Source organism: Pedobacter zeae (genome assembly GCF_014196715.1).
Classification (GTDB): domain Bacteria; phylum Bacteroidota; class Bacteroidia; order Sphingobacteriales; family Sphingobacteriaceae; genus Pedobacter; species Pedobacter zeae.
The window spans coordinates 828,466-848,654 of sequence record NZ_JACIEF010000003.1; the positions used below are offsets into that span (position 1 = coordinate 828,466).

Genomic DNA, 20,189 nt, shown 5'->3' on the forward strand with positions numbered 1-20,189 from the left:
TATGGTAAGACTACACACTTTTTAATCAGGTTACACCCTTTGAAAAAAAATCGATAGCTTTATCACACATTCAAAAAACCTTGTACAATCAGTTAAAAAATATAGAGATCCTTAAACCGCTCAGTGACGAAGCTTTAGAGAAGTTAGCTGCAGTTTCCAAACTGGTCGAACATCCGAAAGGAACAATTCTCATCAATGCAGATAAAATTGAACCTGATTTCTATATTCTTGAAAATGGTATTGCCAGGGCTTATTCTGACGGTGAAAACCAGCAGATAACCTTTTGGTTTGGACAAAGCGGCGCTGTTCTTTTTTCTTTTAACAGCTATATTAATAACAGCCCCGGATATGAGAATGTTGAACTTTTAGAGAATAGCCGTTTAATTCAAATCAGGTTAACCGATCTTTTTTTGCTCTACGACCAACATTTGGAAATTGCCAATTGGGGTAGAAAAATTGCGGAACAGGAGCTGATTGCCACTGAAAGAAGGTTAATCGACAGGGCTTTTAAAGGCGCGGCAGAACGTTATCAGGAATTTGTGGCACAATCGCCCGAGCTGATAAAACGTATAGCTTTAAAGCACATTGCCTCCTACCTTGGTGTAACACAGGTTACCTTAAGCCGCATCAGGGCCATGTGCAAATAAATTCATTTTTTAACATATGTAAAATGTTGCCCGGTAAATGAGCTGTAGTTTTGCAGAAATAAATTTATTATGAACTGGATTATCTTAATTATTGCCGGCCTTTTTGAAGTGGGTTTTACCACCTGCCTTAAATTATCGAACAATTTCTCGAATGTAAAATGGAGCGGGGCTTTTTTTGTATGCATCGTTTTAAGCTTCCTGTTGCTAAACAAAGCTGCCCAAACCTTGCCGATGGGAACGGCTTATGCCGTTTGGACGGGTATCGGAGCAGTAGGAACAGTAATCATCGGGATCTTTTACTTTAATGAACCCGCAACCTTCTGGCGGATATTTTTCATCTGCACCCTCATCGGTTCCATTGCCGGCCTAAAGTTTTTCGCTTCGCATTAATGGATAGCGGCAAACCCGGGCTTGCTGGCCAAGACGATTTTCTAGCTTTGCACCGCACAGACGTTGTTCATAAACCTGATGGAAGCGGCAGCCCCGAAGCATGAGGGCTACAGCGAACAGCAGGGCTGCACACTCCGACGAAAAGCTGCCCTTTCATTTCCAGATCATCAAAAATATAGAGCGGTTTTATCCTTTTGGAGCGCAAGGTCTGTGCTAAAAACAACGAGGTACCCGTGTTACGCTTGTACGCTTCGGCCGCTGCGCTGGCCTGCAGGGTACCGCTTCACCCAGGGCTAAAAGGCAAACACCGTATTTCATTTCTCAGGTTTGCATAGCGCACTAACATTGTTCATAAACCTGACGGAAGCGGCAGCCCCGAAGCATGAGGGCTACAGCGAACAGCAGGGCAGCACACTCCGATGAATAGCTGCCCTTTCGTTTCCAAATCAAAAATAATATAGAGCGGTTTATCCTTTTGGAGCGCAGGTCCTGTGCTAAAAACAACGAGGTACCCGTGTTACGCTTCGGCTGCTGCGCTGGCCTGCAGGGTACCGCTTCATCCAGGGCTAAAAGGCAAACACCGTACTTCATTTCTCAGGTTTGCATAGCGCACAAACATTGTTCATAAACCTGATGGAAGCGGCAGCCCCGAAGCATGAGGGCTACAGCGAACAGCAGGGCTGCACACTCCGATGAAACGCTGCCCTTTCGTTTCCAGATCATCAAAAATATAGAGCGGTTTTATCCTTTTGGAGCGCAAGGCCTGTGCTAAAAACAACGAGGTACCCGTGTACGCTTCGGCTGCTGCGCTGGCCTGCAGGGTACCGCTTCATCCAGGGCTAAATGGCAAACACCCTATTTCATTTCTCAGGTTTGCATAGCGCACTAACATTGTTCATAAACCTGATGGAAGCGGCAGCCCCGAAGCATGAGGGCTACAGCGAACAGCAGGGCTGCACACTCCGATGAATAGCTGCCCTTTCGTTTCCAGATCATCAAAAATATAGAGCGGTTTTATCCTTTTGCAGCGCAAGGCCTGTGCTGTCCACATTATTTCAATAACAATCATCTCCTTTAATGATGTTTCACGTGTAACCTGCGTATCTTTAATGTAGTCTTACCACTAAAGATGGAGCAAAAACTTACAGATTTAGAGCTGATCCAAAATATATTGGCGGGTGAAACCGCCCAGTATGCTTTGCTGGTGAAACGCCATCAGCGCTTTGTATTTACGCTTGCATTAAGATTTTCGAAAAATCGCGAAGATGCTGAAGAAATAGCCCAGGATTGCTTTGTTAAAGCTTATAAAGCGCTGGGCACGTTTAAACAGACTTCAAAATTCAGCACCTGGCTTTACACCATTACCTATACCACAGCCATGACTTTTTTGAGGAAAAAGCGGTTAGATACAAATTCCATCCACGATGAAGAGACATTTTTGGAACTCGAAAACCATACCTCGAGCTTAAATGCCAATGACTATGAAAAACAAGATGGCCACACTTTTTTAAACCGGGCCATTAACCAGTTGATGCCAGATGATGCAGCCATTATCACCCTGTTTTATAAAGGCGAACAGAGCCTTGAAGAAATTGGCGAAACACTGCACATGGAACCGAATACCATAAAAGTAAAATTGCACCGGGCAAGGCAAAGACTTAAAGAAAAATTACAAAATTTGTTAAAAGATGAAGTAAAGGAGTTACTATGAATACGATAGAACAACAGCTTTGGGAGTATATAGACGGCACTTTGGATGAAACGACAAAAAAAACCGTTGAGGAAAAGATTATGTCTGATCCGGAAATTAAAACGCAATATGAAGATCTTTTAAAACTGAATTCGGTTTTAGGAACCCTTGATCTGGATGAACCATCCATGTCTTTCACACGGAATGTAATGGAAAGTGTATCCACATTGCCGGCACCGGTAGCCATGAAGACACAGGTTGATAAAAAAATTATCTATTGCATTGGTGGCTTCTTCGTGATCTCGTTACTTGCCCTGTTTGGCTATGTGCTTTACCATTCGAACATAAGTATGCCTAAATTTAACGTTAACCTGAACTATAATTTAGATCAGTACATTACCCCTACAGTGCTATATAGCTTTTTATTTTTCGACCTGGTAATAGGTCTGGTATTTCTTGACCTATTTTTGAGGAAAAGGATAAGCAAACATTAAAGCCTGGCCTGCATACGCCTGCAGATTAAGCTGATTTACAAAGATTTATTTTGACCTCTGTATTTTCTGCGAAGTCTGCGGGAAACTTTAACCCAGTTTTTTAAGGATTTCCAATCCTTCGGGCCACTCCCCGAAACCTGAACGGGCATTAATATGACCGGAGGCTCCAACATTGATGAATTCGCTGCCCCAGTTTTTGGCGAAAAATTCAGCCCTTTCCAGTGTCACCCATTCATCATTTGTACTGGCTACCAAAATGGTTTTAAAGTTGATTTTATCCAAAGGTACGCCATCAAAACCAGGTGTATCAAAATTATACTTTGGGGCTTCTATATCACTTGGGGCAACCAATAAAGCTCCCTTAATTTTCTTTTTGTAGGCTTTTGCCCAATTGGCAATGGCCACACAACCCAAACTATGACCAATTAAAACCACATGATCCAGGTGATATGAGTGGAGTGCCGATTCTATGGTTTCAATCCAATCCTGATTGGATGGCGCATCCCATTCCTTTTGATTAATGCGGATAAAATTATCGCCTGATTTTTCGAAGTAAGTTTGCCAATGATCCGGACCTGAATTGCCTAAACCCGGAATAATAAAGTAAGTGGTCATAAAATTAAAAACGGATAGCTTTACTACGTACAAAATAAAAAAGGCTGCCATCGCAAGAAAGCAGCCCATCTGAAAATATGATAAATAAATTAAATTACTTTCACATTAACGGCATTTAAGCCTTTTTTACCGTTAGCAACTTCGTACTGTACTTTGTCGTTTTCACGGATTTCGTCGATAAGACCTGTTGAATGAACAAAAATTTCGCTATCGCCATTCGCAGGGATGATAAAGCCAAAACCTTTAGTTACATTGAAGAATTTTACTGTGCCTTCTTGCATTGTATTAAATATTAAAATTAAGAATGCAAGGTAAGTTTTAATTTTTAAAATCAAAATAAATTTTTAACATTTTTTAACATTAAAAATTTGTAAATACCAGATTATTAAGGCTTTTTAATTGCCTTTCCAATCATAGTCAGCGTAATTTCGCTATTATGGGGGATACCTAATGTGGTTCCGGGGGCAACGTTAAAAAGGTTCCTGACATAGATATCGGCAATGCCCTGAGCCACCTTTTTTTTCGCCTCCTTATTTTCAGGAAGTACATTATAAATCGTTTTTACATGTATCCCGCCTTGAAAATCTACAATAGCGGCAACCTGATAGGCAAAATCTTTATATGCCCTATCAATTCTGATGATATACTGCGGAAACATGTAATCGTAAGCCTCTGTCCGGTTGTTTGTCCGGTCTACGGTACTTATTTTTTCTACTCTCGCAATTTTGCTTTTAGATATAAACTGAACGGGGTCTGTAGCGGCAAATGCGCTATCGCTGTTCAGGTTAACCTTGGCCGAACGTTTTTCAATAAAAGCAGTGTCGGCTTTGGTCGGTTTTTGAAGGTCTTCGGCCTTGGCTTTTAACTTGTTTTTAATGTAATCCTGCGCATAGAAAGTCATGTTTACATCAGAGCGTACATCCGAGGCAATCACTTTTCCGTCTACCTGGATCCGTTGAAAAACCAAACTGTCTTTACTGATGTGTTTTACCTTAAAAAATTCGGCGGCGAAGTTATATACATTACCATGATCGTATTGCAGGTAAAAATTCTGCATCCTATGTTTCTGGGGACTCCAGGCCGACATGGTATCTTCTTTAACCACTTCTATTATCCACGATGGTTTTTGCATAAAGCCTTCCTGATTAAAAGAATATCCATTTTTAAACCGGCGTTTTACTTCCACATAACGGATGCCTTTAACAGGTTCAAAAGTAAAATCCCGAAGGGTTGGATCGCTGGTTTTTGTGCCCATTTTACAGGCACTGAGCATGAGCACAAAAAAGAAAAAATATATCGTGTTTTTAATCATTTCAACAAAAATCTTCGGCTAAAATAAGTTTTTTTAGGCAGTGTTGTGTTTGGGTGGATTTTATCTTTTAACCCGTTTCTTTACCAAAACCACATTGGCCACTTTGCGCTGTCCTTCATGATTCCACTTTTTATTATCCGTTGGGAAATTGATTACGCCACCATCGGGCATTCCATTTACCCACAAAGTGGTAGAACCACCGCCATCGAAATTTATGGCAGAATTACAGCCCAACCAGCGCATTAATTTGGTGAGCTCGAACAGGCTCATCCCGGCCGAATTTTCATTCCTTCCATCAACGGTTAATAAAATTGCCCTTCCGTTCGGTTTTATACCCAGGCAGGTACGAGGGTGGCGCAAGCGGTTAAAACCGGCCGTATCTAAAACTTCATCAACATTGTTCATGGTTAACAACGGTCCGTTTAGCAAAACATTTTCTTCCCTTAATTTTGTTTCCCAATCGGATGATCTGTCCCATTTTTTGATCGAAATTTTCCCCTTGTCGATTACCACAGCCGCCTCCTGATGCCTGGCCCGGTTTCCGTTTTTATCCAAACGGTTGGTATTGATTGTTTTTCCGTTTACACGGACAAAATCTACCGATCCTCCGTTTTTCACATCGAAAAAATTGCCGTTTATAGCAGCAATTGCGGTATCTCTTAAGCCAAAATTACTGGTGGTAATTAATGCTTTTTCTTCTGCGGCAAGGGCAAATACGGCTTTACGCCCGGTGTTTTTGATTTCTAAAAACGAAATATTTTCGTTGGCTGCGAAAAGGTTTTTCTGATCAAAATGATGCCTGAATAAAATGACTTGTCTGGCAATTTTGTTTTTCTTCCATTTGGTTTTAACAACCGTAATGGAATCGGCATTTTGGCCAAAGGCTAAGAAACCGGAAGTTAATAATGCAAGTGCAAAGAATAGTTTTTTAAGCATAATCCTGTTTTGCCCTAAAAATAAAAAACTGTTAGTTGTTAAAGTTAACGCATCAAGAATTATACAAAAGTTATTTAATAATTTAAACCTGTCAGGTTTGGCCTATAAAAAAAGCGGAACGATCAATTTATGACCTGCTCCGCTTTTTTCAAGTGTTGGATTATTGAATCTTATTATTTCTTCGGATCCAAAATATCCTTAATACGAATACTTAAATCCTCATAATGTGCTTTGGTGATGGCATCGCCCGCTGCTGCCCTTGCTTTGGTGGTAGCCAATAACGTTTTTAGCTCTGCCCTAACCAATGGTCTGATATCAGACAGGCCCACATTGATTGGAGTTAAACCATAACTTGCAGCATAATCTGCCGGGAATCCAACCGGAAGTTCGTTTTCTTTAGTCATCAGATCCTGTAAACGGTCTACATAAGCACGTTGTAAGTTACGTTTAAAGGCATCAGCTCTTCCTGCAACAAATACCGATGACCTTAAATCGGTAAATAATTCTGGTAAAGTGTAGGCTTTTGCTGCACCATTTTTTGTTTCGTTATCTAATAAACGCGCTATACGCGAGGCTGATAACAGATTCGCCAAAGTATTGGTCTGAACACCTTTGATACGGTTTAATAATACACCGTTATCAAATTTGCTCAGCTGTTCGTTGCTGATTAACCAAAGTGGTGTGGTAAATAATTGCTGGTTGAAGAAAGCAACCGCCTCCTTTTGTTTCGCTTTAGGTAAGTAAGCGTAAACTGGTCCACTTTGTTCATAGGTTTTAAAATTCTCGCTTAATCCGCCGACGTTTGTGGCTACATGTCCCATGTAACGGTTAAACTGACCTATGATTTCAGTATAGATTTCTTTTAAATCACTGTAATCTTTTCCTTTTTGGTAAGTCCATTTTTCTACGTTAGGTAAAATGCGTTTTAAGTTGGCAATACCATAAGTACTCGCTTTCATGGCGTTATCACCTAAATCTTCACTCTGTAACCGTGGATCTAAACTGGTTCCCTGGCGACCATAGAAATACAATGGATTACCGGCGTTTTTCAAAGTCCACTGATCTAAAATTTCTTTTTCCTGTTCAGCAGTTTTGTTCCCCGGAATCCAGGAATATCCCCATTTAACTACCCATTTATCATATTCGCCAATTTGAGGATGAAGTTTGGTTACACCATCTCCCGGCTGTGCGATGTAGTTAAAACGGGCATAATCCATAATGGACGGCGCAGTACCATGTTTATCGGTAAAGGCTTTAGAACGTAACGAATCAACAGGGTAAGCATAACTGGAACCAAAGTTATGCGGTAAACCCAAGGTATGGCCTATTTCGTGTGATGATACGAAACGGATCAGTTCGCCCATCTGCGCATCTGTAAATTTAGCTTTTCGTACTTCCGGGTTAATGGCTGCAGTTTGTACAAAATACCAGTTACGCAAAAGGTTCATTACATTATGGTACCAGCCAATGTGTGTTTCCAAAATCTGCCCGGTACGCGGATCGCTGATGTGCGGGCCGTAGGCATTGGCAATATCTGATGCGAAATAACGCACAACCGAATACCTGGAATCTTCCACGCTGAACTGAGGATCTTGCTGCGGAGTTGGCGCCTCTTTGCCCATAATAGCGTTTTTGAAACCTGCCGCTTCAAAAGCTACCTGCCAATCGTTAATTCCCTGGATTAAGAAAGGTACCCATTTTTTAGGTGTTGCAGGGTCGATATAAATTACAATTGGTTTTACCGGTTCTACCAGTTCGCCGCGTTTATAGGCATTGGTATCTTTCGGAACCAAATTCCAGCGGTGGATATAAGCAGTACGTTCCGCCTTTTGTGCGTTACTTCCATAATCTATCTGCGACTGACCAAAGAAACCCACCCTACTATCCATTATTCTGGCCTTTACCGGGATTTTTGGCAATAATAACATAGAAGTATTAAACTCGAAAGTTACCGCCCCATTGCTGCTGTCGGTTGGCGATTCTGCCGAACGGTAGGTTTTAGCTGTCTTTACTTCAATATTAATCGGGAAAGTTTTAACCGTATCAATGTAAGAACGTGAAGCATCGTACATGGTTACTTTATACGCTTTACGGATCTGATCAGTAGCACCGATGGCCATCACATCGCCGTTGTAAAAATCGGTTACATCGATCACCACACCGGTGGTATCTTTATTATAAGCCTTGATTTCGAAACTTGCTAAAATCTGTGCCAGGTTAGAATTTTGTACCGATTCGTACATATCGCTGTTTGGATCAGCCTTGGTTGAGTAGCTTGGAACACGGATGTAAACCTGTTTGCCTCTACGCTCCCATTTCCAAACCTGTTCGTTTAATTCTTCTCCACCATATTGCTGGTTTCCTACTTTTACTCCTGCAGGCGCTTTTGCTAAACGGGTAACTACCAGCATTTCGCGGTTGATCATCGAATCCGGAATCTCAAAATACCATTTGTCATCTACTTTATGTGTCTTAAACAAACCATTTGTTGTTCTCGCTTTTGCAGTAATTACTTCAGAGAATGGTTTGATTCCTTCTTTTTTTGCTGCTGCCGCCGGAGCTGCAGATGGAGTAGCCGGAGTGGCTCCTTTAGTGGTTTTAGATTTTTTTTGGGCGTACACGGAATCTGATCCGGCTACACCAAACGCTACGATACCTGCTAAGGCAAGTACCTTAAAGTTTTTCTTCATGTGTATATAAAAGTTAGTTTGCTTGGCAATAAGAGGTTAAAATTAAAATCTTGTTACAGGACAATCAATTTGTAACCGGAAAATTACGCTTTCAGATCCGCTTTTCGAGGCGAACTACCTTAAAATAGACCTGATTGTCTCTGAAAATTTCAAAAATAACATTTCGATCGGCTTTTGATTTAAACATTTCACTAAGCTCGTTTAAAGAATAAGCATCAATGCTTTTAAAGTTTACCGCAATTATCTCGTCATCCGGGCAAAGGCCAGCCTTTTCTGCAGGGCTATTTTCATCAATTTCGCCAATGAGCACCCTTTTATATTCCTTTTGATCCAGGTAAATAACCATACCTACCATATCGTACTCAAAAGGTAACTTGGTAAAGCCGTTCGGTTTAACGTAGATAAAACCTTCCCTGTAATTAAACTGAATATTAAATTTCCGCAGCAGATCGGCCCCTAAATTTCCATTCCTTTTAGATAGGTTAATCTTTTCTGCAATGGTTTTAAAATCAGGGAATCCGGTAACCACATCATTAAAAACATAATTTCCCAACTTTAATTTAGCCACCCGACCAACATAACCTTTAATCTGCCCGCTGATACTCATCCCCAAATTGGCCTTTATTTTTTTTTCAGGCAACGGGAATTCACTGCCCTGCAACATTTCGAGCGAAAGGGCATGACTGGCACCGGTATCCATTAAGAACCTGGCGGTAACCGGTTTTCCATCCGAAAGCTCAACATTTCCAATCAGGTAAGGTTTCTGATTTTCGATTTCAATCGGGATTTTCACTCCATTGTATTTAATTTTGGCATCACGATCATAAATAATCAGCCGGCTTTCATTGTACCTTACATCAACAATAAAGCTGTTAAAAAAGCTGTAACCCAGTAAACCATAAATTTTCAATCCTAAATGCCCCGATAGGTTAAAGAGGTCTTCTTTTAAAATGGCCGTTGGTATACGCGCTATGTTTGCGCTGCCCACTTTAACATCGAGACTTTGGGAAACAAAGGCTTCAACAGGTTCAATCCCCAGGCCAGACACTTTAATTTTACGGAGCAGGCTAAAATTCAATGAATCTATAATAGATGGATCTGTAATAATCATCGGGCCTACCCCGGTATCAAGAACAAAGTCAAATGGTCCTTTTCCGTTTACATATACCGGAATAACCATGAGGTTTTTGATGCTCTTAAAATGAATTGACTGTTTTTGCCGGTTTCTTTTAAAAAGGAAATCTTGGCCAAACCCGGAAAAAGCAAGGGATATCAACCCCAAACAGATGATTAGTTTGCGTAAACAGATTATTACACCGGGTTTATAATTGGTTAACATTAAACTAAATTTAATAAATTAGTTGATAATTATGTCCCCTAATTTTAGAAGATGTTCCGGTTAAAAAATCAAAACCTCACTTTCCTGGCAGTTGCGTTATCCTTTGGTTTGCTGTCAGCTTGTTCTGCCAATAAAATCGTTTCGAAAAAAGTAGCTAAGGAATTTAAAAATTCGCAGGTCATCAAACAATACCAGGTTGGTTTTGCGCTTTACAACCCCCTCGACAAAAGGATGCTTTTTGAGAAAGATGCCGATAAATATTTTACACCGGCCTCTAATACAAAACTTTACACCTTTTTTGCAAGCTTAAAGATGCTGCCGGATTTAATGCCTGCCTTACGGTATATCGAACAAAATGATTCCTTGATTTTTTGGGGAACCGGCGATCCGGCTTTTTTACAGTTTGCCGTAAAAGATAAATCGGCCTACAATTTTCTTTTGGCATCAAATAAAAAACTGTTCTTTTCTCCCGGACGATATGCGGGCAGTTTTTTCGGCGATGGCTGGGCCTGGGATGATTATGATTATTATTATCAACCGGAAATTACCGAAATGCCAATTATGGACAACATGGTTACCTCTACTTACGCCGGTCCAAATAAAATAAACATCGAGCCTAAGGTTTTTGCGCCGTGCTTTAAACCGGATTCGGCAAAAACCACAGGAAATTTTCAGGTAAGCCGGGATTTTTTAACCAATAGCTTTCATTATCCCAACGTTGCTGTAAAGCCTGGCTATAGCCAGCAAAACCCCTATAAAACCAGTGCCCAGGTAAGTGTTGAAGTATTATCTGATACCCTGCATAAGCCGGTTGGCCTTATTCACCTTAAAATTCCTTCGGATGCCAAAACTTTACAGGGGGCAAAACGCGATTCAGTTTTAAAACACATGATGCTGCCCAGCGATAATTTTATTGCCGAACATTTGTTACTGGTATGCTCCAACCAGATTGGCGATACATTAAGTACAACAAAAGCCATTAATTACATTACGAAAAACTACCTTTCATTTCTCCCTGATAAAGTAAAATGGGTTGATGGATCTGGTTTGTCCCGTCAGAATTTATTTACACCGCGTGATAACGTTTACCTGCTCGATTCCATTTATAAACTGGTAAACAATCCCGAAAAGTTATTCGATATGCTGCCTGCCGGGGGAAAAAGCGGAACCTTAAAAAATGCTTACCCCAAAACCGATAAACCTTTTGTTTTCGGAAAAACAGGATCGCTCGGGGGTGTTCATAATCAAAGTGGATATATCATCACCAAAAAAGGTAAGACCTATATCTATTCTTTCATGAACAATAACTTTGTAAAGCCAACGGCAGAAGTACGGGCCGAAATGGTAAGGATAGTAACTTATATACACGATAATTTTTAAACGTATGTAGTATAAAAACCCAACCTATGAAAAAAATCTACTTATTGATTGGCATTTCTACCCTGCTTATCCTATTATCTTGTAAGAAAAACGATCCCATAACTGTTCCTACTGAACCTCCTGTGCCTGTTACACCATACGTGCCCGATAATAGTTTTAAAGTGATAAGCTATTTCCCAAGTTACCGGGATCCGGCCGGTGTTGCAGACTCGAAGTTCAAAATGATTACACATCTGTTTTATGCCTTTTTAAATCCCAATACAGATGGAAGTTTAGCCCCATTAGCACAACCTGGCCGGTTTGCAACCATCATACAAAAAGCCAAGGCAAATGGCGTAAAAACAGGCATCTCGATATCAGGTACGAAAAGTATTTTTGTAACCATGGCGGCATCTGCAACAGCCAGAAACCTGTTTGTAAATCATGTAGTAACCTTTGCCAAAACAAATAATCTTGATGGCGTAGATATGGACTGGGAATATCCAAGTACCAGCGATGGGTCGGCAGACAATTATGTGCTGTTAATGAAGGAACTTTCTGATTCGCTACACAAATACCATAAATTTTTAAGTGCAGCCATAACCCCTGGTGTATATGCAGGCAGTATTCGTGATGGATTAAAATCGGAAGTTTTCCCGGTTGTGGATTTCTTTAATATCATGGTTTATGACGGCATTGGTTGGGATAAAAGTGAGCCTTTTCAACATGCATCGTACAATATGGCCGTCGCCAGTTTAAATTATTGGTTAACCACACGCGGTATGCCAAAGGAGAAAGCTGTTTTAGGTATCCCGGCCTATGGTAAAAATGCCAATAATTCGGCGAAGGCTTATCGCGATTTTGTAGCCGCAGGTGCTGATGTAAGTTTAGATAATGTATCAATAGATGGCGTTCAATTTTACTTTAACGGAACCGTAACAACCAGGAAAAAAGCTAAGCTTGCTAAAGATATCGCAAATGGAATTATGTTCTGGGAATTCTATCATGATGACAATGGCGATAAATCTATTATCCGTGCTGCAAATGATGAGCTTGGCAGAAATTACAATTAAGATGAAGCTTAACTTTAAATCGATTGATCAACCCTTTTCTAATCAAATAAATATTGAGGGAAACACTTATTTATATTTTGGCGGAACAGCCTACCTGGGTATTCCAAAAAACCAGGATTTTATTAATTTATATATCAAAGGGATTAAAAAATTCGGTTTAAACAATGGGACCAGTCGCACCAACAACATTCAATTAGGTATTTATGATGAAGCAGAAAAAGTAGCCGCCGAGCGATATGGTGCCGAAGCGGCACTCCTTACATCAAGCGGATATTTGGCTGCTCAGCTTACGGTTAAAAGCTTATCTACATGGGGCAGCGTAATTTATGCCCCGGCTACACACCCTGCACTTTGGCTAACCGATCAGCCAGCCAATCAGCAAACGTTTAACGATTGGAAGAAAGAAACCCTTAACCTCATCAATGCTTCAGTAGAAAAAACATGGATACTGATCAGCAACTCCATGAACAATCTTTTTCCTGAAATTTATGATTTCAACTTCTTAACTGAAGTACTACCGGAAAAAGAGATTATTTTAATTGTTGACGATTCGCATGGTATAGGAGTTAATAATAACGGATTGGGCGCATTTATCAACCTTAAAGCTAAAGCCAATATCGAAAGGGTTGTAGTAGCCTCAATGGCTAAAGCCTTAGGGGTCGACGCGGGCATGGTTTTGGGCTCAGGTGCTGTTATCGCCAAATTAAAAAGCAGCAATATGTTTGTTGGGGCATCCCCTCCGTCTGCTGCCGGCCTTTTTGCCTTTATCCATGCCGAAAAAATATACCATAGTGCCTGGACAAGACTGCAGGAGAATATAAAATTGCTTACGGCTAATTTAAATAACAAATGGGCATTTGAACCTGGATTCCCGGCCTTCTTAGCCCAAGACAGCACTTTAGCAGACCGGTTGTTAAAAGAAAATATCCTGATTTCATCTTTCCCGTATCCCAAGCCCGAATCTGAGCCGATAAACCGGATTATTTTGAGCAGCTGGCATGAAAAAGAAGATATTCATAACTTAACAAAAGCCTTAAATTTTTAACCCTTTACTTATCCGATTATTTTTTGAATATTTATGACATGAAAAAACTGCTTATATTCCTATCATTAAGCCTACTTTTTAACCATGTAATTTCTGCACAAACCACCACCGTTTGGATCGTTAGACACGCCGAAAAGGATAAGTCAAACCCGCAGGATACCGACCCCGGCTTATCTGATGAAGGGAAAATCCGTGTAGCCGATTTGGCAAAATATTTAAAAAAGGTAAAATTTGATGTTGCCTTTGCCACTCCAACTAAAAGAGCCCATCAAACCTTAGATTCGTTAGTGATCCCAAAAGTAATCGATTATAAAGACATTAAATCACTTGTAGATAGCATTAAAACCAATTACGCAGGCAAAACCGTTATTGTAGCGGGCCATTCTAACACCGCACTTGAGATTATTGAAGCCTTTGGCGGCAAAAGGCCTAAGGAAGAATTAACAGATGATGATTACGATTACATTTTCGAATTATCTGTAAAAGAAGATAGAGCAAGGGTAAAAATGGATCAATACGGCAGGCCACATCATTTGTAGTTTGTGATGTAAGGTGTAACCACCTGACAACCGTTAGACTAAATATCAACAATGTAGTAAGATTGCAACTTACACCATGGCATAGATAGGCCCTTAAATATAGAACTCAGGTTAATAGGAAATAAGTGGTTCTGTGCTTTTGGCTTTTTCAGTCCCGCTTTTGGTTCGAGTTCCGATGAAGAATCGGAAGCTCTTCCCGACAATCGGGTTTATTTAACCCAGGCGGTGCACTAAAAACAAACCGTTGTTAACTAAACCCGACAGGAGCGAACACGAGTGCAACGAAGTAAAGCGTATGGCGGGACTACAGCCCCCCATGAAATGCTGCTCCTTCATTTCCTAAAAAGCAGAAAGATTTATACTAATAACCTGAACTCAACGGCTTGCTCTTTGCAATGACTAATGGTGAGGATATGCATCACACCCAATGAACTATTGGCGAATGAACCAATTAACCGCTAAAGTTTTTCGAAAGGAATATCCATTAGATCATAAGTCCTCCAATTCGAGAAATCATAATGCCACCACTCATTTTCCAGCACATTCATTTGGTATTTTGCCATTACAGCGATCAGTAAATCGCGATTTTTTCGGGCTTCTAAAGATACGTCCTTATATTTTGCGGCGGCAGCGGCCGAAAAACTATCATAGGGTGTTGGCATTGTTAATTCTTTGCCAGTTTTGAGATCAATCAGCGTTAAATCTACTGCACAGCCTCTGTTGTGTTTAGATCCATTAGCCGGATTGGCTACAAAATTTTTATCGCTTGCTTTTTTATAGAATTCAACGGTAATGGCATAAGGGCGGTAAGCATCAAATATTTTTAAGCCGTAGCCTTTTTTACTCAATTCCTTTTGAATTTTTTTTAAAGCCTCTACTACGGGTTTCCTGGCAAAAGCCCTCGCCTGTTTATACATCACCTGGCGCATAAAATTGTTCCTGGTAGCATAACGTATATCCAGCTTAACCGTAGGAATAGCTTTTTTGATTTCAATCAGTTCATTATCCGGGTTCGATTTTACAGAAGCCTGATATTGTTGGTAAGAACTTACTATAACCAGCTTTTTTATTGCAAGTGGCTTATTCTGGGCACCTACAACAAGTGAAAAGAAAAAGGATAAAACGAGCAGGTTGAATTTTATCATAACATTATCAGGCGGTAAGGATCAGGGGTCAGGAACCTCTCCCGTTTTCCATCTTACATCATCTATTTTACATTTTTATTGGTTAGAAACCACCAACAGTTCCAAATCTTTGAACGGGAGGTTAAACATATCAGCCAGGTCTTTATTAGTACAGTTTCCCTGGTAAATATAAAGTGCTTCCCTGATACCCGGATTGTTCCAAACCATATTCATTAAACCTCCATATTCGCCAATATCCAATAAAATAGGCGCAAAAATATTGGTTAAGGCATAAGAAGCCGTTCTTGGCACGCGAGAGGCTATGTTGGGCACACAATAATGGATCACGTCATACTTCCTGAAAACCGGATTGGCATGGTTGGTCACTTCAGAAGTTTCGAAACAACCACCCTGGTCTATACTCACATCAATTACTACCGAGTGCGGTTTCATCCGGGCAACCGTTTCTTCCATTACCACACAGGGGCTACGGCCATGGCTGGCTCTGATGGCTCCGATTACCACATCGCAGGTTATAATCGCTTTATTTAACACAATAGGCTGCATTACAGAAGTAAATACCCTGCTTCCCAGATTATTCTGTAGGCGGCGTAAACGGTAAATAGAACTATCAAAAACCTTCACTTCCGCACCTAATGCCAAAGCCGTTCTGGCAGCGTATTCGCCAACAGTACCGGCACCTAAAATAACAATTTCAGTTGGCGGAACGCCTGTAAAACCGCCCAGCATTAGTCCCTTGCCGCCTGTAACATTGCTCAGGTATTCTGCTGCTATTAAAATAGAAGTAGATCCCACAATTTCGCTCATTGCGCGCACCACACTTAAAATATTGCCTTCATCGCGGAGATTTTCAAAACACAATGCATTTATTTTTTTATGCATCAAAGCTTTAAGGTAATCCTGCTTTAACGTTCCGGTCTGCAAAGATGAAATAAGGGTTTGCCCCTTGTGCATCAGCTCAATTTCCTCTAAAGTGGGTGGTGCAATTTTCATCAGGATATCAGCAGCAAAAACCTCCTTTTTATCGTAGGCGATTTTTGCACCCTGCTCAGCATATTCGGTATCAGAAAAATTGGCTGCAATACCCGCTCCTGTTTCCAAAACTACACGGTGACCATTGTTTACCAGCAACGCTACCGATAAAGGAGTTAACGCAATCCTGTTCTCTTGGAAAGATATTTCTTTAGGTATTCCTATATAAAGGCTGTTTTTCTTATTTCTGGTTTCCAGCTTCGCCTCCTGTGTTTGTAATAAACCTTGACGAGCTATATCGGCCATTCCTTCGCGTAATCCTGTAGCCATGCTGAGTTAATATTTTGGTAGTTTTAGGTCGTTCAAGATACGGAAAATCTGTTAATTTATTGATAACTAATTGTTATACCTTCGAAAGCCTGAATAATCTGCGGTCCTGATCCAGCACTTTTATCTCAACTTTAATATAGTTTTCGGGTAGTATTTCTTCCACCCTTTCCGGCCATTCTATTAAACACGTACCATGGCCATAAAAATATTCCTCATAACCAAGGTCATATGCCTCCCTGATATCTTTTATACGGTAAAAATCGAAATGAAATACAGCGCCGCCAGGACTTTTATATTCATTTACAATAGAATAGGTTGGGCTCGAAACCACATCCTCTACACCTAAATGTTTACAGAAGTTTTTAATAAAAGTGGTTTTTCCAGCACCCATATCGCCTTCAAAAATGAAGACTTTCTCACTACCCGCAAAATCAGAAAGCTGTTGTGCTACAGCGGGCAAATCGGCTAAATTATTTACTTCGATATCCATTTTTAAAGAATAAAGGCGAAAGTAATACATAATTGCATTGCTTTTACCTTCCGGATTAAATTTGAACGAAACAAATCCTGAAACAAGTTCAGGATGACGGCCCTATTAAAAATAAACACTCTCATGTTTCGAATCTAGTAGCTAAAAATCTCTGAAACTACCTCGGCGAATAAGTCACCACCGGAATAATCATTTCTTCCAGCGAAATTCCTCCATGCTGGAAGGTTTCGTTATAATAATTTACAAACTGGTTGTAGTTGTTCGGATAAACGAAGTAACTATCTTCCCTAGCAAAAATATAGCTGCTGCTGATGTTGATTTTTGGCAACAGTGCATCGTGCGGGTTTTTGATTAGGAACACCTCTTTTGCATTAAAATTAAGGTTTCTACCCTGCTTATAACGTAAATTGGTATTGGTACTCCTATCGCCAACCACTTTAATAGGCTTTTTAACGCGAATGGTTCCGTGATCGGTTGTAATGATTACTTTAACCTGTTTTTGGGAGATTTTTTTCAACAGATCCCACAGCGGAGAATGTTCAAACCACGATAAGGTTAACGAGCGGTAAGCTGCATCATCATTGGCCAGCTCCCTGATCATCTGCATATCAGTACGGGCATGGCTCAGCATATCAACAAAGTTAAATACAATGGCATTGAAATCGTTCTGCAACAGATTATTCGTCTGATCAACAAGATCTTTTCCCTGCTCGAAAGTTAAAACCTTATGATAACTGAATTTACAATCCTTCCTTAAGCTGCGTTTAATATTATCGGCAAGAAAAGCCTCTTCATGCAGGTTTTTTCCACCCTCATCATCATCGTTCTGCCAAAGTTGGGGGAAACGCTTCTCCATATCTAGAGGCATCATCCCCGAAAAAATGGCATTACGGGCATATTGTGTTGCCGTTGGCAAAATACTTGTGTACATGTCCTCTTCATCAATCCTGAAATATTCGGAAATTAAGGGATTAATGATTTTCCATTGATCATAACGTAAATTATCGATCAGGATAAAGAATACAGGGGTAGTATCGTTAATATGAGGGAAGACCTTTTTTTTCAACAATTCATTCGAAAGTAAAGGAGCCTTCTCTTTACTCTTAATCCAGTCGAGGTAATTTTCTTCAATAAATTTAGTGAACTGGGTATTGGCCTCCTGCTTCTGCATGGTTAAAATTTCGTGCATCTGGGGATCATCCAGTTTTTCCAGTTCTAGCTCCCAGAAAACAATTTTTTTATACACCTCAACCCATTCTTCATAGTTGAGCCTGTCGCCCAAAGTCATCCCCAAACGACGGAAATCCTGTTGATAAGCCATAGAGGTTTTTTCGCTTACCAAACGCTTGTTATCAATCAGTTTTTTTATGGTAAGCAATACCTGTTTAGGGTTAACCGGTTTGATCAAATAATCGTCAATTTTACTACCTATCGCATCCTCCATTAAATTTTCTTCCTCGCTTTTGGTAATCAAAACCACCGGCACGTCGGGATTTAAATTTTTAATGGCAGAAAGCGTTTCGATACCACTCATACCCGGCATATTCTCATCTAAGAAAACCAGGTCGAAATGTTCTTTTCCAAATGCTTCGAGCGCATCGTTTCCGTTGGTAAATGTGGTTACATTATAGCCTTTATCATTTAACAACAATATATGTGGTTTTAATAAGTCGATTTCGTCATCGGCCCATAATATCTTAGTTTCCTGCATGTTTTTGTAAAAATAGATGTGTACTGCCTTTTAATTTCGGCAGGTAAATCAAACTGTGAATAAAAATAGCAATTTTTGTACCGTATCTGTCTATTTAACTATTTTTAACGATTGAATAAGAAGAAAATAATAAATGATCCGGTTTACGGTTTCATCAGCATTCCATCCGAATTGGTGTACGATGTGATTTCACATCCGTATTTCCAGCGTTTGCGCTACATTAAACAGCTGGGGATGACGCATTTGGTATATCCTGGTGCCTTACATACCCGTTTCCATCATGCCTTGGGTGCCATGCATTTAATGAGTTTGGCCATCAACCTGTTAAAGAGTAAAGGACACACCATAACTCATGGCGAGGAAGAAGCCGCCATTTTGGCCATTTTATTGCATGACATCGGCCACGGACCTTTTTCGCATGCATTGGAACATTCTCTGGTTACGGGGATCAGGCATGAAGATATTTCAGCAAAGCTGATGGACAACCTGAACATCCATTTCGACGGGAGACTGAGCCATGCCATCGAAATTTTTAACGGTACCTATCACAAAAAATTCCTTCACCAGTTAATTTCTGGTCAGCTGGACCTGGATAGAATGGACTACCTGAACCGCGATAGCTTTTTTACAGGGGTAAGTGAAGGTGTAATCAGTTCCGACCGCATCATCAAGATGTTCAACGTACATGAAGACAACCTGGTTATCGAAGAAAAAGGGATATATTCCATTGAGAAGTTTTTAATTGCCCGCAGGCTGATGTACTGGCAGGTTTACCTGCATAAAACGGTAATATCAGGCGAAATGATCCTGGTAAAATTATTGGAACGCGCCAAAGAGCTATCGGCAAAGGGTATGGATCTATTTGCCTCGCCATCGTTAAACCACTTTCTGAAAAACGACATCAACGAAGCCAATTTCTTTGCCCAGCATAAAAACCTGGAACATTTTACCAACCTGGATGACCAGGATATCTACGCTGCAGTTAAGGTTTGGGCGGAACATCCAGACAAGATTTTGTCTACGCTGTGCAAAATGCTTACTTCGAGAAACCTTTACAGGGTGGAAATGGGCAATGAAAAAGTGGGCGATGACCGCCTTCACTTTTTGCAGGATGCTGCTGTTAATCTACTGGAGATTAAACCCGAAGAGGCAAGGTATTTTGTTTTTACCGATTCGATCCAGAACCGCGCCTATAATGCCGGAGTGGATAATATTAAGATTTTGATGAAAAACAACAATATTGTGGATATTGCAAAGGCATCAGATTTATCCAATTTGGAGTCGCTGCAGAAAACTGTAGAGAAATATATTCTCTGTTATCCGAGGGGCATTTAGGCCTATTTAACAACATTTAACTTTTAGTGCCGTTTAAAGTCTTATTATTGTGTAAAATATACACCATTTAACCCTAG

General features: G+C 40.4%; 19 protein-coding genes. 9 read left to right on the forward strand and 10 right to left on the reverse strand.

Features of this window, described 5'->3' with window-relative positions:
* Positions 1–80: 80 nt before the first annotated feature.
* The 4 genes from GGQ60_RS16605 (at position 81) to GGQ60_RS16620 (ending at position 3,221) form a co-directional block, all read left to right on the forward strand.
* Positions 81–647: a Crp/Fnr family transcriptional regulator gene (locus GGQ60_RS16605; protein WP_183766456.1), complete on the forward strand. Its 567-nt coding sequence runs from the start codon at positions 81–83 to the stop codon at positions 645–647.
* A gap of 69 nt (positions 648–716) precedes the next feature.
* Positions 717–1,037, forward strand: a complete 321-nt coding sequence (locus GGQ60_RS16610) for a DMT family transporter (protein WP_183766458.1) — start codon at positions 717–719, stop codon at positions 1,035–1,037.
* A gap of 1,129 nt (positions 1,038–2,166) precedes the next feature.
* Entirely contained in the window at positions 2,167–2,748 is a 582-nt protein-coding gene (locus tag GGQ60_RS16615) for an RNA polymerase sigma factor (protein WP_183766460.1), read from the forward strand.
* Positions 2,745–3,221, forward strand: coding sequence for an anti-sigma factor family protein (locus GGQ60_RS16620; RefSeq protein ID WP_183766462.1), 477 nt, complete (start codon positions 2,745–2,747; stop codon positions 3,219–3,221). Before GGQ60_RS16615 ends, GGQ60_RS16620 begins: the two co-directional genes overlap by 4 nt.
* Before the next feature lie 87 nt (positions 3,222–3,308).
* Here the strand turns inward: GGQ60_RS16620 and GGQ60_RS16625 are convergent, their stop codons facing one another.
* The 6 genes from GGQ60_RS16625 to GGQ60_RS16650 form a co-directional block, all read right to left on the reverse strand.
* Complete coding sequence (locus tag GGQ60_RS16625; RefSeq protein ID WP_183766464.1) at positions 3,309–3,836, reverse strand: RBBP9/YdeN family alpha/beta hydrolase; 528 nt, start codon at positions 3,834–3,836, stop codon at positions 3,309–3,311.
* 89 nt (positions 3,837–3,925) lie between these two features.
* Entirely contained in the window at positions 3,926–4,117 is a 192-nt protein-coding gene (locus GGQ60_RS16630; protein ID WP_010599196.1) for a cold-shock protein, read from the reverse strand.
* A 104-nt stretch (positions 4,118–4,221) separates the two neighbouring features.
* Positions 4,222–5,148: a hypothetical protein gene (locus tag GGQ60_RS16635; RefSeq protein ID WP_183766466.1), complete on the reverse strand. Its 927-nt coding sequence runs from the start codon at positions 5,146–5,148 to the stop codon at positions 4,222–4,224.
* Positions 5,149–5,208: 60 nt separating this feature from the next.
* Positions 5,209–6,084 carry a phosphodiester glycosidase family protein gene (locus GGQ60_RS16640; RefSeq protein WP_183766468.1) on the reverse strand — a complete coding sequence of 292 codons (876 nt, stop codon included), beginning with the start codon at positions 6,082–6,084 and terminating at the stop codon, positions 5,209–5,211.
* Between the two features lie 173 nt (positions 6,085–6,257).
* Positions 6,258–8,774: a zinc-dependent metalloprotease gene (locus GGQ60_RS16645; protein ID WP_183766470.1), complete on the reverse strand. Its 2,517-nt coding sequence runs from the start codon at positions 8,772–8,774 to the stop codon at positions 6,258–6,260.
* Positions 8,775–8,865: 91 nt separating this feature from the next.
* Positions 8,866–9,954, reverse strand: a complete 1,089-nt coding sequence (locus GGQ60_RS16650) for an aspartyl protease family protein (protein WP_183766472.1) — start codon at positions 9,952–9,954, stop codon at positions 8,866–8,868.
* Between the two features lie 210 nt (positions 9,955–10,164).
* Here GGQ60_RS16650 and GGQ60_RS16655 point away from each other — a divergent pair, with 210 nt between their 5' ends.
* The 4 genes from GGQ60_RS16655 to GGQ60_RS16670 are packed head-to-tail and all read left to right on the forward strand — an operon-like array spanning position 10,165 to position 14,129.
* On the forward strand, positions 10,165–11,493 hold the full coding sequence (locus GGQ60_RS16655) for a D-alanyl-D-alanine carboxypeptidase (protein ID WP_183766473.1): 1,329 nt from the start codon (positions 10,165–10,167) through the stop codon (positions 11,491–11,493).
* Positions 11,494–11,519: 26 nt separating this feature from the next.
* Entirely contained in the window at positions 11,520–12,545 is a 1,026-nt protein-coding gene (locus tag GGQ60_RS16660; RefSeq protein WP_183766474.1) for a glycosyl hydrolase family 18 protein, read from the forward strand.
* The gene (locus GGQ60_RS16665; RefSeq protein WP_260300616.1) at positions 12,487–13,590 is read left to right on the forward strand and encodes an aminotransferase class I/II-fold pyridoxal phosphate-dependent enzyme; all 1,104 of its coding nucleotides are present in this window, start codon (positions 12,487–12,489) and stop codon (positions 13,588–13,590) included. Before GGQ60_RS16660 ends, GGQ60_RS16665 begins: the two co-directional genes overlap by 59 nt.
* 38 nt (positions 13,591–13,628) lie before the next feature.
* Entirely contained in the window at positions 13,629–14,129 is a 501-nt protein-coding gene (locus tag GGQ60_RS16670) for a phosphoglycerate mutase family protein (protein WP_183766475.1), read from the forward strand.
* Between the two features lie 458 nt (positions 14,130–14,587).
* Here the strand turns inward: GGQ60_RS16670 and GGQ60_RS16675 are convergent, their stop codons facing one another.
* The 4 genes from GGQ60_RS16675 to porX all read right to left on the reverse strand — a co-directional run bounded on the left by GGQ60_RS16675 (position 14,588) and on the right by porX (position 18,777).
* Positions 14,588–15,274: a M15 family metallopeptidase gene (locus GGQ60_RS16675; protein ID WP_183766476.1), complete on the reverse strand. Its 687-nt coding sequence runs from the start codon at positions 15,272–15,274 to the stop codon at positions 14,588–14,590.
* Between the two features lie 75 nt (positions 15,275–15,349).
* Entirely contained in the window at positions 15,350–16,576 is a 1,227-nt protein-coding gene (locus tag GGQ60_RS16680) for an alanine dehydrogenase (protein ID WP_183766477.1), read from the reverse strand.
* Positions 16,577–16,649: 73 nt separating this feature from the next.
* Entirely contained in the window at positions 16,650–17,066 is a 417-nt protein-coding gene (gene tsaE, locus GGQ60_RS16685; RefSeq protein WP_183766478.1) for a tRNA (adenosine(37)-N6)-threonylcarbamoyltransferase complex ATPase subunit type 1 TsaE, read from the reverse strand.
* 157 nt (positions 17,067–17,223) lie between these two features.
* Positions 17,224–18,777 (reverse strand): T9SS response regulator signal transducer PorX, encoded by a 1,554-nt coding sequence (gene porX / locus GGQ60_RS16690; protein ID WP_183766479.1) that lies wholly within the window; start codon positions 18,775–18,777, stop codon positions 17,224–17,226.
* A gap of 111 nt (positions 18,778–18,888) precedes the next feature.
* Here porX and GGQ60_RS16695 point away from each other — a divergent pair, with 111 nt between their 5' ends.
* Entirely contained in the window at positions 18,889–20,112 is a 1,224-nt protein-coding gene (locus tag GGQ60_RS16695; RefSeq protein WP_183766480.1) for an HD domain-containing protein, read from the forward strand.
* The last annotated feature ends 77 nt before the right edge of the window (positions 20,113–20,189 follow it).